The 17,537-nt window shown below is 38.9% G+C and carries 11 protein-coding genes; 6 read left to right on the forward strand and 5 right to left on the reverse strand.

All coding sequences use genetic code 11. From position 1 onward, the window contains the following. Positions 1 to 10: 10 nt before the first annotated feature. From A3G3_RS0104665 to A3G3_RS0104690, 5 genes are all read right to left on the reverse strand, one after another. Complete coding sequence (locus A3G3_RS0104665) at positions 11 to 745, reverse strand: response regulator transcription factor (protein ID WP_019519380.1); 735 nt, start codon at positions 743 to 745, stop codon at positions 11 to 13. A gap of 161 nt (positions 746 to 906) precedes the next feature. Beyond that, on the reverse strand, positions 907 to 1,512 hold the full coding sequence (locus tag A3G3_RS13975; RefSeq protein WP_019519382.1) for a Spy/CpxP family protein refolding chaperone: 606 nt from the start codon (positions 1,510 to 1,512) through the stop codon (positions 907 to 909). A gap of 236 nt (positions 1,513 to 1,748) precedes the next feature. Continuing rightward, positions 1,749 to 4,898 carry an efflux RND transporter permease subunit gene (locus A3G3_RS0104680; protein ID WP_019519383.1) on the reverse strand — a complete coding sequence of 1,050 codons (3,150 nt, stop codon included), beginning with the start codon at positions 4,896 to 4,898 and terminating at the stop codon, positions 1,749 to 1,751. A 15-nt stretch (positions 4,899 to 4,913) separates the two neighbouring features. Next, a complete protein-coding gene (locus tag A3G3_RS0104685) occupies positions 4,914 to 8,774 on the reverse strand; it encodes an N-6 DNA methylase (RefSeq protein WP_019519384.1) in 3,861 nt (1,286 codons plus the stop codon). A gap of 22 nt (positions 8,775 to 8,796) precedes the next feature. After that, complete coding sequence (locus tag A3G3_RS0104690) at positions 8,797 to 10,146, reverse strand: efflux RND transporter periplasmic adaptor subunit (protein ID WP_019519385.1); 1,350 nt, start codon at positions 10,144 to 10,146, stop codon at positions 8,797 to 8,799. Positions 10,147 to 10,551: 405 nt separating this feature from the next. On the opposite strand from A3G3_RS0104690, the gene pilG reads away from it, so the two are divergent. The 6 genes from pilG to A3G3_RS14955 form a co-directional block, all read left to right on the forward strand. Next, positions 10,552 to 10,938, forward strand: coding sequence for a twitching motility response regulator PilG (gene pilG, locus A3G3_RS0104695; protein ID WP_019519386.1), 387 nt, complete (start codon positions 10,552 to 10,554; stop codon positions 10,936 to 10,938). A 76-nt stretch (positions 10,939 to 11,014) separates the two neighbouring features. Next, positions 11,015 to 11,377 carry a response regulator gene (locus A3G3_RS0104700; RefSeq protein ID WP_019519387.1) on the forward strand — a complete coding sequence of 121 codons (363 nt, stop codon included), beginning with the start codon at positions 11,015 to 11,017 and terminating at the stop codon, positions 11,375 to 11,377. A gap of 6 nt (positions 11,378 to 11,383) precedes the next feature. Then, positions 11,384 to 11,914: a chemotaxis protein CheW gene (locus A3G3_RS0104705; RefSeq protein ID WP_019519388.1), complete on the forward strand. Its 531-nt coding sequence runs from the start codon at positions 11,384 to 11,386 to the stop codon at positions 11,912 to 11,914. 81 nt (positions 11,915 to 11,995) lie between these two features. Then, positions 11,996 to 14,086 (forward strand): methyl-accepting chemotaxis protein, encoded by a 2,091-nt coding sequence (locus tag A3G3_RS0104710; protein WP_019519389.1) that lies wholly within the window; start codon positions 11,996 to 11,998, stop codon positions 14,084 to 14,086. Between the two features lie 127 nt (positions 14,087 to 14,213). Then, entirely contained in the window at positions 14,214 to 15,077 is an 864-nt protein-coding gene (locus A3G3_RS0104715; protein ID WP_019519390.1) for a CheR family methyltransferase, read from the forward strand. 2,125 nt (positions 15,078 to 17,202) lie between these two features. Next, positions 17,203 to 17,537, forward strand: a 335-nt coding sequence (locus tag A3G3_RS14955; protein WP_456152356.1) for an Hpt domain-containing protein, incomplete at its 3' end; no start/stop codon positions are given.

Raw genomic sequence — 17,537 nt, forward strand, 5'->3', positions numbered from 1 at the left:
TAAGTCTAAATTAAACTTGATCAGTGGCAAATTGATAACCCACACCACGCACGGTAATAATGCGTTTTGGTTGACGTGGATTGTCTTCAATTAATGCACGCAAGCGTGAAATATGCACGTCAATCGCACGGTCAATATTATCACTGCTATCATCGTTTGGCATGGCGTGCCATAGCTGTTCACGGCTTAACACTTTGCCAGAATGAGTGGCAAAATAATGTAACAACTGGAACTGATGCGTGGTTAAACGCACAGGCCGGTCGTCAATGGTTACCTCGTGGCTTTCTGGATAGACTTTTAACCGCCCAAATGTCAAATTATCATTTTGTTGCGGATGAGCAGGCAAGTCATGACGGCGTAACACCGCACGAATACGGGCCAATAATTCGCGTGGTTCAAATGGCTTGGCGATATAATCATCTGCTCCCATTTCCAAACCAAGTACACGGTCAGTCGTGTCGCCTTTGGCGGTGAGCATCACAATCGGTGTTTGAGCGATACGGCTGTCTTTATGTTGACGCACTTTTTGGCAAACTTGCATCCCGTCCATGTCAGGCAACATCAAATCTAAAATGATTAAATCCACTTCTTTACTCGGATTATTCAAAATTTCCAAACCTGCAGTGGCAGTCGTCGCATGATAAATCTCATAATAATTCATGCTCAAGTATTCGCTCAATAACTCGCCAATACTGGGGTCATCTTCAATAATCAAAATATATTTGGTTGTGCTGTTATCGTCCATTGGGTCACCTGTTTTTTTGCAAAATGAAACATCTTAAAATGATTAAATGTTGTTGATTATTTTAACAAATTTTGCCAAAAAATCCGAACTGTTTCAGTTAAGTTTGGTAATTTTTGGCAAATCTCAATACATTGCTTTAACGAATTGAAATAAACAACCGATTATTTGACTTGTGGTTGCATTGGCATGGGTGGCATATCAGGTTTTGGCATTGGCTTTTCGCCTTGTTTACGCTCGCCTTTTTCTACTTTCTGCTCACGTTTTTCTTGACGCTTTTCTTTGCGGTCATCGTGGGCTTGGTACATTTGTAGTTGTTGTTCTGGGGTTAAAATCGCCATAAACTGTTTTTCGCTCGCATCATGCAAGGCTTTCATTTCGTCCATGGTCGCTTGTTTTTGTTGATACAAGGCTAACAAGGTTGCAGTACTGGCTTTGGCTTCACGTTGTTTAGCGATAGTTTCATCTTGTTGCTTGGCTTTGGTGTGCAGTTGTTGCATTTTGCCATGGTTTTGCTTTTTTAATGCTTCTAGTTGTTTTTGCTGAGCATCAGTTAAGTTTAACCGCTCAAAATGATGTCCACGCATTTCGCCCATTTTATGCCCGTCATGTTGGTGGTGATGAGCATCTTTTGGCATTTGTTTATGGGGCATTGCTCCTGCTTTGGCGTGGTGGTTGCTATTAGCATTGGTGTTGGCACAACCTGTTACGGCTAACGTTAAAGCCAAAATACTAGCGGTGAAAGTGTTCGTTTTGTTTAAAACTTTCATGGTAAATTTTCCAAAAGTAAATTAAAAAATAAAAAAGCGTTGTTTAAAAAAAACATTGTGCAACGCTGAACAATATTGCTTAGTTGCTTGCTAGGCAGCGGTGATTATATTGTAACAATAAAGTTGTGCTTAAGTTTTGTCAAGCTGTAGAAAATTGTAAATAAATCGGTTATTATCAACAAATTTTCGGTGATTTACCCATTTTTTGTTAACTTTTTTCGCCAGTTGTTCATTTGTCAAACCGCTTTTTTTAGCAATTTGTTTGCAAAAAAAACTTTCATATCATCAAGATAGGTATAAATTACAGGCACGACAATCAAGGTCAGCAAGGTAGATGTTATCACCCCACCGATAATCGCATGAGCCATTGGGGCTTGTTGTTCCGCACCATCGCCAATCCCTAAAGCAAGCGGTATCATTCCCATAACCATTGCCATTGTTGTCATCAAAATCGGTCTTAGCCGAGTTTTGCCAGCAAGCATAATCGCTTCATAGCGATTTTGCCCATTGGTAAGGGCTTCTTTGATAAAATCTATCAACAAAATTGCATTTTTACATACCAATCCCATCAGCATAATAATGCCAATAATGGAAAAAATATTCATCGTTGAGCCAAACAAAAACAACGCCAAAAACACTCCAACCAATGACAATGGCAAGGACGCCATAATCGCCACAGGATACAAGAAGCTATTAAACTGTGAGCCTAAAAGCATATAAATAAACACAATCGCCAACAAAAGTGCAGTTGTTGCATAGCCGATAGACTCTTCCATGTCTTTATTGGAGCCTTCCACGGTAAAACTATAGCCTTGTGGCAATTTCATGTCGTTTTGGATTTTGTTAATATCATCGCCAATATCACCCGCAGGACGACCGTCCGTATTTGCCTGAATCATCACTTCACGGAACAAGGCTCGGCGGTTAATCTGTGGTGCTACAAGTTCTTCTTTAAAACTTGCCACTTGCGATAACGGAATTAAAATCGGCTGACCGTTGCTATCCATTTTGTTGGACGTTAAGTACATGGATTGTAATTGTGCGATGGTTTGGCGATTGTCGTCCGCCAGTCGTACATTGACATCAATATTATTGCCCTTTTCATCTTTAAGCGTGGTAACGTTATCGCCTGCCAAAAGCGGTCGCAGCGCTTGTCCAATCTGTCCCACCGACAAGCCTGCATCATTGCTTGCCGTGCGGTCAATGTGAATGGAAACCATTGATTTTGGCTGTTTTAACGAACTTTCCAAATCCACTAAACCATCAACTTTTGCCAATTTTGCCATAAATTCATTGGAAAGTCGTTGCAATTCGTCCAAATTTTCGCCTTTCATAGAAATCATAATCGGTTTTAAACCGCCTGATACCGCTTCATCAGCCGACGCAACGGAGGTGATTTCAATACCGCCAATTTGTTGTAAACGTGCACGAATTTCTCGGTTTAACTGGTTTAAATCTTTGGGGCGTTGTTGTTTTGGCACCAGTCGGACGTTGATTTGTACACGGTTTTTGCCACTATATGCCAACGAGTTTATCGTGGCATAAGTGGACTCTACTTCGCTAAATTCTTGTAAAATAGCATTGACTTGAGTGGCTTTTTGTTCGGTATATTGTAAATTAGCATTAACAGGTGTTTCAAATTTTACTTTCATTTCGCCCATATCAGCCTGTGGAACAAACTCTTTACCAACCAAACTTACCGCAAAAAACGCCATTACCAACGAGCCAACCGCAATTAACATGGTTAAAAAACGAAAACGCAAACTCCATGCTAAAATTTTTTCATAAATCTGGGTGATTTTATCCAAAAATCGCTGAAAACTATCCAAAATCCAACGAATCGGTTGTTTAAAAAATGTTACTTTTCTGCTTAAATAAGCTTCATGATTTTGGGCTTCTGGGTCATGCCAAACGCTTGATAACATGGGGTCAAGGGTAAAACTGACAAACATGGAAATCAACACCGCAATGGAAACTGTTACCCCAAATTGGTAAAAAAAGCGACCAATAATGCCCCCCATAAAAGCCACAGGTAAAAATACCGCTACAATCACAAGCGACGTCGCCAATACCGCAAGCCCAATTTCCTGCGTACCGTCTAGGGAGGCTTTGCGGTGATGTTTGCCCATGGCGACGTGTCGCACGATATTTTCACGCACCACAATCGCATCATCAATCAAAAGCCCAATACACAATGCCAACGCCAGCAAAGTCATCATATTGATAGAAAAACCAAGGGCAAAAATCATCGCCAATGTACCCAGTAACGAAATTGGCAAGGTCAAACCTGTGATAATGGTAGAACGCCACGACCCCAAGAATAACCAAACAATAAATACCGCCAAAATCGCCCCTTCAATTAAGGTGCGAACCACATTGGTTAAAGAGCCACGAATACTCACCGAGCTATCAGAAACCACCGTCATAGTAATGCCTGCAGGCAAGGTTTGTTGAATATCGTCAAGGCGATTTTTGACATTGTCCACCACGTCAATCACATTGGCATCAGACGTTTTGATGATATCCATCGCCACCGCAGGTTGTCCATTTTGCAAAGATGCGGATTGTTTTTCTGCTTCACCGTCAATCACGTTGGCGATTTGCGACAGATAAATCGGCGTGATTTGTCCGTTTGCCCCACGATTTTGCCCAACAATAATTTGGTTAAATTCACTCGGTGATTTGACCAATCCGTTAATTTGCACAACCATTTCTTGATTGTGGTTGTTAATCGTACCGACTGGCAATTCCACATTTTCGGTGCGTAAGGCATTGACGACTTGATTGATTGACAGACGATAAGCGTTCATATGTTCAGGATTCATCACAATGCGAACTTGGCGTTGCCTATCGCCAAGCAGATTAACCCGTCCAACGCCTGTGACGGTTTGCAACTGTTTGCTTACCGTATTGTCCAAATAACTGGATAATTCTTTCATCGGCATGGTGTCCGAGTGAAATGTTACCGAAACGACAGGCACATCAGCAGGGTTATACTGGGCGATAATCGGGTCTTTGACTTCATCACGAAATTGGGGCGTTACCAATGCCAGTTTATCACGCACATTTTGCACGGCAATGTCCGATGAAATATCCAAATCAAATTGGATAATCACCTGTGATAAGCCTTCTTGTGAAATGGAAGTTACTTCTTTGACGCCAGAAATGGTATTGACTTGGTCTTCAATTTTTTTGGTAATATCGCTTTCCACCACTTCAGGCGATGCCCCTGAATACACGGTATTAATCACCACAAATGGAAAGTCAATGTCTGGAAATTCTTCTACCTGCATTCGCTGAGTAGCGAGCAAACCCACCACCATAAATGCAAGCATAATCATGGTTGCAAAGACAGGATTGTTGATACTGACACGGGTAAGCCACATTTTTAAATTTACTCTTTATAAATATTTGCTTAAAACTGATTTTTTGCGTTCGGCGGTTTGCTCAATGATTTGTTCCGCTTTTTGAATTTCTTTTTCGTATTGTTCAATTTGGCTAATGATTTTTTGTTGTTCGGTAATGGGTAGAATTGGAATAACAAAACTTTCAATATCTGTTTTATTAATGCTTGGATATTGACCTTTGGGCATAGCTTTTTCCATTTGTTTCATTAAATCGTTAGAATACATAAATAAATAATAAATCATTGGATTTAATAAAACGTTTTCATCTTTACTTTGCAAAATTGCAAAACCAGTTGAAAAAATGCTATTTTCAATTTCATTTTTAATATAAGCAAAGCCTTTTAAGTTTGGTCTAACCGTTGATATAATTGTTGAGCCTGATTTTGCCAATCGTCTGGCTCGTGATGGTAAATTTTGGCTTAGTATTTGCTTTTCTAAGCTAAATTTACCTGTGCCATTCTCTACTGCGTCAATATCAACATAAGTATAAAATTTATCTATTTCATCAGGTGTGGTTGAATATGGATTAATCAAGCATAAATCATTGATTTTAAACATTTTTACCCCCCCCTGTGGAGAATTTTTAACCACTTCTAGGGCATTAAAAATATCTGCAATTTTTTGCCGATAAGTTTCAATAGACATACGAGAAGTTTCATATTCGGTATCAATTGCTTGGCAATCTTTGATAATTTTTTGTTGGATTTCTAGGGGGGGTAGGGGGATTTTAACTTCTTCTTTTAAATAAGTACTATTTAAACTTTTACCAAATGCCTTATTACCAACATTTTCTAAATCAATCATTTTTGCATTAAAAAAATGGAATAAATATAAATCTAATAATTGAGTATTATCTAATGGAATTAAGCCAGCAATCGCTTCGTTAGTGTATAAATCAGCACCTGCAATAGCAGTTTTTCCTATGCTTAATTTAAAACTTAATAAGGTTGTACCTTTTGGAATTAGTTTGACATTTGATTTTTCCACACCTAAATCAGTAATTTTTTCTTTGGTATCTGTAATAATTTGTCCTTTCATTTCAGCAATAGAAACCCATAAATTATTACCATTAAAATATTCAAATACTGCTCGTGATGGCGTACCACCAATCAATACTTGGCAAATAGTTCCTAATGGGATAAGCGGATATTTACTTTCAATTTCCACTTTCTTTTGAATACTGGTTCTAATCGCTTTATCAAAACTAGTACGACTAAAATCAATCATTTGCGTTAATGGTAACAAACTAACAAAAGGTTGATTTTGTTCAGAAATCACAATCTCATTACCCAAAAAATGCTCACGAATTAAATGGTTGATTTTTGTTTTATCCGTCAAATTATTGGGGTTAAACAATGGCGTTTGTATCTTATAAATACCCTTTAATACCTCTAAGGTGTCATCTTCGCCCTCTTTGTGTTGTGTACCGCCAAAATATTTAATGCCCTCACTGCCTTTGGCAGATGACCATTCATAACCTAAAAAGGCTTTATTGGCTTTATTGTCAGATGGATTTTTGATGACCAAGACCGCTTTTTTATTATCCAGTGCCATTAGATAATAAAAAACTTTTTCGCTTTCTTTTTGTTTTAAAAATTCAATAAAACTTTGATTTAACTTGTTATTTTTTTCATCATTGCTTAATTCTTTAAAATATTTTTTCTTTTTTAGCTCTTTTAGTTCTGATGAAGCATCAAATTCTTGACGATATTGTTTAAAAAGTTCATTTTCAAAAATTTTAAAATCTTGACCTAATAAAAATCCTTTGTATTGCTCAAAATCAAAACCACAATGTTGGCAATATTTTTCCAATAAATGACTGTCGGAAAAGATATGTTCAATATGGGTATCAAAATCGCCCCCAAACCAAGTCTCTACACGATTTTGGTAATGCTTGGCAAGATCAGGCTTGATGGTCTTTCGTCTTAAAAATAAAGTGACAGTGTTTGTACCCGTTTTTCCAAAAGTACCAGAACCAAATTCAGCAATCGCAATTAAATCAAAATATTTTAAAATAATTTCACGGCATTTAATATAAACATTGCCATTGGTTAATATTGATGATGGCAAAATAATAACACCAATACCGCCAGATTTTAATAACTGTTTGGCTCTTTCAATAAAAAACACTTCAATAGAGTTGAAAGTTTCTTCATTTAAATCTTGATAAAGCTCAAAATCTTTTTTATCTTCATCATTTAAAGTGGATAAAAATCCTTTCACACTATAGGGTGGATTGGCAACCAACAATGAAAATTCCTCATTTTGGATTTTTGGGTTTTTTGCCAATGCATCCGCATAGATGATGTTAATATCATCTTGCTCATACATAAATGCCGATACTTTTGCTACTTTGGATAGGCGATATTCTTTTTCTATGCCATAAATATTGGCATAATGGGATTTTAAAATATCCTTATTTTCAAGCCCAATTAATTCTTTGATTTGGCTTGCATATTCGGTTAAAAAATGCCCTGCACCGCAGGCATAATCAATCACTTTTGGCACATTTTCATTTTCAATCAACGGGTTTAATGGCAATGATGAAATTAAAAATTTAACAATCGGCATTGGTGTAAAAAATTGCCCTTCGGATTGTTTTATCCCTTGGTCTAAAAATCCTTCAAATAAATCCCCCAAAAATTGATGTTGTTCGTGTTCATTTTTTAGGCGAATGTCTTGGAGCATTTGTACCACTTCTTTTAAAATAACAGCATTTTGTAAAAATAAATTTTCATTATGCACATCAAGAAAGGCAAAAGCATTATTGGAATAAAACTTTAATTGCTTAAAATAATCCAAAATGGTATCACGAGTTTCATCTTTTTTATGTTTAAACCATTTAAAAGCCTCTTCAATTTGACTGTCTTCAATATAGGTAACTTCTTCATTCAAAAATTCTTCCATGCCCATTTTATAAAGTTTTTGTAATCGGTCTTGTAAATCAAAATGATTGTCTGATGATGCCCCTTTCCAATAGACTTTGAGATTGTCTGGATTGTTTTTTTCATCAACCACTTTGCACAAAAATAAATTCACCAATTTATCAAAGGCATTTTCACGCCCCGAAACATTGTATTGTCGCATAATGGTGGCAAATTGATGATATTTCTTTTGAATGGTGCTTTCACCTACAAATTTTAAATCGTGAATGTTGTATGGACGATTACCAATTTTAAATGTTTCGCTTTCAAATAAATTATGGCTAATATAGTCATATTGATAAGTGTCTTTCCAAACTTTGAAATACGCTTCTTTTCCGCCATTATTTTCGTGTACCGTTTTAAAGCCGATTAAATTTTTATCGTTATTTAAATAATCGTCATTGTCCGCCATAGAAATCAAATGATAAATACGCTCTACTTGCTGATTGTTAAAATCACAAGCGTAAAGACACAAATGCTGACAAGAACGGTAGGTATTAAAATAATTAAATAACTGACCGCCATTTGTTAACATTTTTTTCCATTCTTTTTCAAATTCACTATTTTTATTGTCTGTCGTTTTGCACTCAATCAATAGATAGGATTTATTATCGTTGTCTTGAATTAAAATATCACCAAAAGCCGAAGTTTCTCCATGCCCCCCTGGTATGGTTGGCTCTAAAATAATGTGTTGTGGCAAATACCCACTGTTTAATAAATTATGCACACATTCAAATACCACAAAATTTTCATTTTGTGAAAAATTAGTAGTAGTTTCTCGTCCATAAGTAATACCATTTGGATAACTGAGTTTTTTCTCTTTGAAATCCACTTTTAATTCAAAGTTATTAATGGTTTTTGTCCAAATTTGCCCGTGTTGCTCAAAGTTTAGCAGGTTTAAAACGTTTATAAAATTTTCTTGGGTAATCATATGATTGCTCTTTTTGTAAAAATTATTTTAACACAACTTTTTTGCCAACTTGTTCTGCCTTTATCGGAATAGTAATCACAACCGTGCCTTGCTCAATGCCTGTTACCAAATATTGTCCGCTATCGTCTTGACGGCGGATAATCTGCACAGGTTGCGTTTTGATAATATGGTCTTGCCCAATCACATTTACCATACCCGTTTGATTTTGTGCGTTGGCATCATTCGTCAGAGCATTGGCTTTTAAGTTTGGATTGATAACAGGATTGGTTGCCGTAACGTTGCTTGCGGTTGGTGTAGGATTGGTGTCAAAACTCACCGCCGTTATCGGAATGAGTACGCCGACTTGGATTTGCCCATAATCGAGCTGTCCTGTGGCAAATTGCCCTGCCTTTAACACATAGCCATTTTGTTCAGGTTTTACTGTGATAAATATCGGCAATTGTCTGGTCGTTGGGTCAATCTGTGGGGCAACTCGGCTGATTTGTCCAACAAACTGATCGGTCGCATTGGCTACCTGAAACGGCACGCTTTGCCCAACGGTAATTGGCTGTGCTTCGCTTGGCACATTGGCACTAAACTCGAGTTTTTTCGGATTGATAATTTCCATGAGTGGTTGATTTGGGGCGACGATTTGTCCTGCATTCACATTTCGGCTACCGATAATACCGTCAGCAGGGGCGACAATCACGGTATCGCCTGCTTGTTTTTTCACGATATCTAGTTGAGCTTTTTTGGCTTTTACGGAAGCTTGTTGGGCTTTGGCATCGGCAAGACTACGTTTGTATTCCATTTCCGAGACAAAACCTTGTTCAAGTAAAATTTTATTTTTTTGTGCCAACTCAATGGCGACTTGGGCTTGGGCTTCGGTGGCACTCACGTCTGCTTGGGCTTGGGCAAGTTGGTTGTCGCTATCTCGGCTATCTAATTGGATAAGCGGTTGATTTTTCTTGACAGGCTGTCCAATATCGACCAACACTTTTTGTACTTGGGCAGAAACCGTAGATTGCACGGCGGTTTTGTCGCTGGCTTGCAATGTTCCTGTTACTGTTACGCTTGGCTGATAGCGTTCAGCTTTAGCAGTTATGATATCGCTTGACAGTAGCTCAATTTCTTGGCGATTGGCGTTATCTTGACTGGTGGCGGTGGTTGGTGTGCCGTCTTTATTGGTTTGATCTTGGTTGTTGTTTTGGGCTTTGTTGCACGCCGTTAGTCCCATACTTAGCCCAATTATCACGGCTAAAAGAGTTTGGTTTTTAGCAATATTTTTATTAAAAATAGGGTTAAAAAAACGTTTAAAAACAAAAAATTTTGGGCTTTTTAAATCGGCATTTTTTAACACAGCTTTTAACATAAGAAGGGGCGATTGGCTCATGGGACTTCCTTAAAAAACAAACAATATTTGGTAGAATTAAATCAATATGACAACTAACAGTTACAAAAATCCTAAATGAACTATTGTAACAAAATAACGGGTGAATATTGTAATAAAATGTGCTTTTATTTGATTGATAGTATTTTGTTTGGTGCTGATTTATGGTAGATTATACAAGATTTTATGAAGAATTTGCATTTTATACACTCAAACTGCGAAATTATCCTATTAATGGTTTATTTTACTTGAAAAAATATGGTAACATTTAGCGACATAAGGATAAAAGTTTGTTTAGCAAAATAAATTTTATCAATTCAATTTCACAAAGGTTTTAGAACGTGTTTTTGATAACTTAAAGTTATTAATTTATCGTCTTTGAACCCACAACAATCTTAGGAATTTACTATGGACGCAAATTTTGACGGTCTAAAAATCATGATTATTGACGACTCAAAAACCATTCGTCGTACAGCTGAGACTTTGCTTGAAAAAGCAGGTTGCCAAGTGGTTACTGCAGTTGATGGTTTTGATGCGTTGGCAAAAATCGCTGATTCAAACCCTGATGTAATTTTTGTGGATATCATGATGCCACGTCTTGACGGTTATCAAACTTGTGCGTTAATCAAAAACAACGCTGATTTTGCGAATATACCTGTCATTATGTTGTCATCAAAAGACGGTCTATTTGACAAAGCCCGTGGGCGTATTGTGGGTTCTGATGAATATTTAACCAAGCCATTTAGCAAAGAAGAATTGTTCGATGCGATTAACCGCTATCGCCCTGCTAATTAATTAAAATTTTCTCATGAAAGTTTTTATTCTAAATTTTATTGTGAATTTACCATAAAAAAGTTTGTAAGGAAATATTATGGCAAAGATTTTAGTAGTTGATGATTCCCCGTCAGAAATGGCAAAGTTTCGTGATATCTTGACACGTCATGACCATGAAATTATTGAAGCGACCACAGGCGAAGACGGTATTCAACATGCGATTAATGACCAACCTGATGTGATCTTGATGGATGTGGTCATGCCTGAGATGAATGGTTTTCAGGCAACCCGTCAAATCACTAAAAACCCTGCAACAGCACATATCCCTGTGGTGATTATTAGCACCAAAAACCAAGAAACTGACCGTGTGTGGGGCAAACGTCAAGGGGCAAAAGATTATCTGACAAAGCCTGTGACAGAAAGTGAACTTATTCAAGTCATTCAAGCAATGATGGAGTAATGGTCTGTGGCATCAAACGGATTTATTGAGCTATTACGCTTAGCCGATAGGGCGGTAAAACGCAAAAAAGGTGAGCATTTTACCGCAAAAACCCAGTGGCTTGGCATTGGGTTTATGCTAGGTGGTGAGCAGTTGGTTGCACCGCTTGGTGATATTGCTGAAGTTTTGTCTATTCCTGATGTCACGCCTGTGCCGTTGGCAAAGCCGTGGGTTACAGGGGTGGCGAATGTGCGTGGACGTTTGTTGCCGATTACCCATTTGGGCAATTTTTTGGGATTACCCCCAGCAAAAACCAGACCGACACAGCAAAAACTTCTGGTCGTTGACCAACCTAAGATTTTTAGCGGTTTACAAGTTGATGAGGTGTTAGGTATTCAGACCTTTAACCAACGTCAATATGAGCCGATTGGTTTGCTAGCAGAGTCGCCTTTGGCAAACTATACGCATGGGCGTTTTCGCCAAAATGACCAAACGTGGTATGTATTTATGCCAAGCCGCTTGGTGGCTGATCCGCGTTATTTAGAAGCATCGCTATAGATTTTTAATTTTTAATCAATGATTGTTTAATCAAAACCTGTGTTGTTAACGTTTTGATTATAAATAGAGGAACATCTATTCATGGATACCCAAACTTCTAGCGTGAATACCAATACGACGTCGCCTGTCGCGGTTTCATCAGAAAAATTTGTGGACAATGTCGGCAACCAAGAGTCTAAAAAATGGACGACTTTGGCGACACTTGTCACAATCATGGCTATTTTGGCGTTTATTTATTTGGTCTATAGCTTGTTGGGTAATCAAGGCTCGGCACCTGTTACTACCAATGTGGGGGCGATTAGCCAAGGTATCGCAAATAGCGTGGACAATACGTTAAAAGCCAGTGATGCTAACGGTGTAAAAGCAGGTATTGCCAATTTGGATAAAAATGCCAAAGAAATGAACACGGCAGTGAATGCAAATCCAAGTATCGTGTCAGGTTGGGCGGAAAATCAAAAACGTATTGACTTTTTATTGCAAAACCAAGAACCCATTGGCAAATTTAATGAAGGTATGGGTAATATTGCCAAAACTTTGCCAGAATTACAAACCCAATATCGTCAATTGGTTGAAAAAATGTTGGCAACAGGGGCAACCACCAATCAAGTGGCGATTGCCAATAATCAAGTATGGTTAGCTGAAAAAATTCACCATCAAATCAATCTGTTACAGTCTAACCAAAGTACTGATATCAAAGCCTTAATCCAAGATTTACAACAATTTGAAGCGACCATTAATGCGGAATTAACAGGTACGCCTGAAATTCAAAAAGTATTTAACGCCACCCAACTAGAAACCTTGAATGCGATTAAACAAAGTTTTGACAGTGTAGTAAAACCTGCATTAGAACAGCTCATTGCCAATGAAGGCGTGTATAGCCAAGCCCGTGAACAAGCCAATGCGGTGATTAAATTTGCTGATGCCAATAACCAAGTGGTTACAAGTGGTTCAGGTATAGCATCGCATCATAATCCAATGCTATATTGGGCGTTGGCATTAACTGCATCGATTGGGTTCTTGTTGGCACTGTACTTTATGTATCGTCAATTACAAGCCAAAGGTGAAGAAGAACGCCGTATCGGTGAGCGTGAAACCTTGCGTCAACGCCACGAAATGGAAGCAGAATCAGAGCGTGCTCGTAAAATTCAAGAAGAAAACGAGCGTAACCAAATGGCGATTTTGCGACTGCTTGATGAGTTAGGCGACTTGGCAGAAGGTGACTTGACAGTGAACGCCACGGTATCAGAAGACTTTACAGGGGCGATTGCTGACTCGGTGAACTTTGCGATTGACCAATTACGTCAGTTAGTATCAGCGATTAACGTCACCGCAGAACGAGTTGCCCGTGCATCTGACCAAACGCAGGCGACTGCGGTCGAGCTTGCCGAAGCATCAGAAAGCCAAGCCCAAGAGATTGCGGGTGCGTCAGCTGCGATTAACGAAATGGCGGTATCGATTGACCAAGTATCAACCAACGCTGCCGAATCAGCATCGGTTGCGGACCGTTCGGTTGCGATTGCCTATAATGGGGCGGAAGTGGTACAACGTTCAATTGATGGTATGAATACGATTCGTGACCAGATTCAAGAAACTTCAAAACGTATTAAACGTCTGGGTGAATCATCGCAGGAGATTGGTGATATCGTCGGATTGATTAATGATATTGCTGACCAGACCAACATTCTGGCTCTAAACGCTGCGATTCAAGCATCGATGGCGGGTGAAGCAGGACGAGGCTTTGCGGTCGTTGCTGACGAGGTACAACGCCTTGCGGAACGTTCAGCCACAGCAACCAAGCAGATTGAAACGCTGGTAAAAACCATTCAGGCAGATACCAACGAAGCGGTTATGTCAATGGAATCGACCACAGCTGAGGTTGTAAAAGGGGCGAAATTGGCAAAAGATGCGGGTGAAGCCCTTGAAGAAGTACAATCGGTTTCTAATAGCCTTGCAGAGCTGATTCAGTCGATTTCTGATGCTGCAAAGCAACAGGCGGCATCAGCAGGTCACATTTCCAATACGATGAACATCATTCAAGACATTACATCACAAACCACGTCGGGTACTTTGGCAGCAGCACGCTCGATTGGTCAGCTCAATGAAATGGCGGCATCGTTACAAGAATCGGTATCTGGTTTCAAACTACCTGACGAAGCTTTTACCATTAACTAATGGCTAATGCCAAATCGTTGGTAGGGGTGGTTTTGCCACCCTTTTTAGTCATTTTAATGTTGTAAGTTTAACAAAAATAATTAAATAAATTATTAATTAATTATAAATTAATTTAAAAAGGTAAACCGTGCAATCACACCGAATCACGCCAAATGAATTAGGCCTATGGCTCAAATACATTGAGCATCAAGTAGGTTTTGTGTTGCCCGATGCTCAGGTAAACTGGGTGAAAATCGTGATTGAACGGCATTTAGCCAAACACGCATTGACTAGCACCCAGTTTTTGGAAAAATTGGCGTTGGATAAAGAGGTCTATCATTGTTTGTTTGATGATATTTTAATCCCAAGAACCCAATTTTTTCGGCATCAGTCGAGCTTTAACTTTTTAGCACAATATACCAAAGCATGGGCAAATGCTTATCAAGCTATCTCAATGCCTTTTACAGTGTGGAGTGTCGGTTGCTCCACAGGGCAAGAACCTGTTTCTTTATTGCTCAATTTGGCACAAGAATTGCTACAACATAATGGGCGTGAATTTTTGGTGTACGGCTCGGATTTTCGTCAACAGTCGCTCGAAATCGCCAAACAAGGGCTGTATGATAAAGCAGAATTGGCAGATATTCCCACGTTTTATCATGATAAATTGCAAATATTTGACAAAAAATTTGGCGTATTGCCAGAATATCGCCGACATTTGCAATTTTTTAGCAAAAATTTGGTGGATAAATCGGCATTTATCCCATTGGCAAAACGCCAATGTCAAATTATTGTGTGCAAAAATGTGCTGATTTATTTTCGCCAATTTGAAAAGCGGGATATTTTGCAATATTTGACCCAATTTTTGGCAGATGATGGCGTACTTTTGTTGGGCGTTGGTGAATTGACCAAAATTCAGCAGTCGGAATTGGTACATTTACCTTTGGCAAATGTAAATGTGTTTTGCAAAAAAAATGCCCCAATGTGGGTGCAACAATTAACCTTAACGAGCTAATTCTGGCAGGTTAATTTTATCAATTTTTTTAATTGTAAAGTTTGGAAATTTAAAAAAATTAAATATATCGTGACGGTAGGAAAGTATGAGTAAACAACGCACTTTGGTCGCTTTAGACTGGTTAATGCCAGTATTACAAGATATTTTTGATGAACAAAATCGTCTGTTAAAGCGTGATGATGAGCCGATGGATTGGACGGCATTGGGGCAGTCGATGCACCAAGTTAGCGGTGCGTTGACCTTAACCAATCAGCCCTTGTTGGCTCAGCTTGCCACTAGTTTGGAAATGGCAAGTTTGGCGGTGTCACGCGGTGAATTGACCGAGCATCTATCCTTTAAAAATGAGCAAGTTGCCAAACAAACGCTGAGCCAAGCCATTCAATTATTGCATTATGAAATTCAGCAATTACAACCCAAACAGCAAATTCATCAAGATTGGTTGATTGACCGTATCAAATTTTTGCATGAAACGCTGGATATTCCGAATCCAAATTTTAGCAAATTAGTTACTCAGCCATTGCCTGAGGTGATGGATAGTGATACAAAATCAGCATTTTTAGCAAAATTACCAATACCCAATGTTGAACGTGAATGGCAAGATAAAGCCGTGCGTGTGCAAGAATTGACTAAGCTTTGGCGGTATTGCACGTTGCAGTTGTTACAATTACAAAAAAATGACGGTAAAACTTTAGAAACGCTGACAAAATTGGCAAATTATTTGGCGACATCACCGTTAAATACGTCGTATCGTCAAGTTTGGCATTTGATGGCGTTGTGGTTTTCTAGCCTTGCGTTAAATGAAAAGCCAACGCCTGAGCAATATGTGGCATTTTTGGCAAATTTGGAAGCCTTGATGCACGATGCAGACGAGTCCGTGCCTGACTTTGATACAGGGCGTTTGGCGGTGGATGTGTTGCTACATTTGAGTCAATTAACCCAAAAAACTGAAGATGCAAAAAGTTTGTTGGCAAGTTTGGATTTAAATGAAAGTTTGCAACATACCACGTTATTTAGCCAAATTTTGGCAGATTTAGAAAAAACCATTTACCAAATTTATCAACCTGAAGTGATTTTGCCAATTTTGCAAAATATTAAAACGGCGTTGGCAAATCGTGGTTGGGTGCTGTATGAGCATCAGTTTGATGTTATTATTGCCGATGTGCAGATGATGATGGACGATGCGAGCATGGCATCGAGTTTGGCGTGGCAAGTTGAGCGTCAGTTGCAAGATTTGTACACGCAGATTTTATCAACGGTCGATACGCTTGAGAGCGAAATCGGTCTGCATCAGTTCGCCTATGCCTCCGACCCAAAACAAGAAGCAGTCCGTCAAACACGGGTTCATTTAGAAAATGTAAAACGTTCGTTTAATACTTTTACAACATCACACAACCTTGCTCAGCTCAATGTCAATGATGACCTTGTGGCGATGGTGCAAGTATTTGGCTTGTTAAATTTGGCTCGTCCAAAAGAATTAACCGAGCAATTACGTATTTTGTTAAGCCGTTTGGTAAGCAAACGTGTGGCGGTGTTAAGCTGGGAAGCCACCGATGCAATTGCCGAAATGATTGCTCGTTTCGAGTTGTTTTTGGACGATTTATCACATCAAAGTTTAAATGAAGCGTTGTTAGACAAAACTCAAACACAATTAAACCGTGCTAATTTATTGGTGAAAAAACTAATCGATGAGCCTTTAACGGTGAGTGCCGTGCCGTCGCGTGATAAAGTGTTTGGTGAAAATACTATTGTTTACGATGATGAAGGCGAAAAAATTGCGAGTGGTGATAATATCACTGAGCGAGTAGTAAACACTGAATTCGCAGAAAGTGTAGAAAATCGGGAAAACGTAGAAAGCAATGATATTGTTTTTGACGATGATGATGTGATTTTTGATGATGAGCCGATTTTAACAGAACTAAATGAAGAAACGCCCATTAACGAAACAGTGGCAGAAGAAACGCAAGTAGCAATTGCTGAAGCTATAAACGACAATCAAGCCCAAACAATTGCTGACAGTGAAGAACTTATCAAAGCACGTGAAGCCCTAAAGCCTGACGACTTTGACATGGCAGATGAAGAAATCCGTGAAATCTTCATTGAAGAAGCTGATGAAGTTCTACAAGAAATGGACAGTAACCTACCTGTCTGGCAAGCCGACCCAAGTGACCTAAAAACCTTAAAAGAAATCCGCCGTGGATTCCACACGCTAAAAGGCTCAGGGCGTATGGTTGGAGCTTATCAAGTTGGCGAAATGGCATGGGCAGTTGAGAATATGCTTAACCGAGTTCTTGACGGGACGTTGCCTGTGAGCGATGAACTTGCCAATTTTATCGGTGAAACTCGNCAAAAAATCCCAACGCTTGTTAGCGACTTTGCCCAAATGCAAAGTCCAAGCATTGACCCAGCGATTACGGTGTTACAGGCGAATAATTTGTTGGCAGGGCAACCGATTGATACAGG

The organism is Moraxella boevrei DSM 14165, assembly GCF_000379845.1.
Classification (GTDB): Bacteria; Pseudomonadota; Gammaproteobacteria; order Pseudomonadales; family Moraxellaceae; genus Faucicola; species Faucicola boevrei.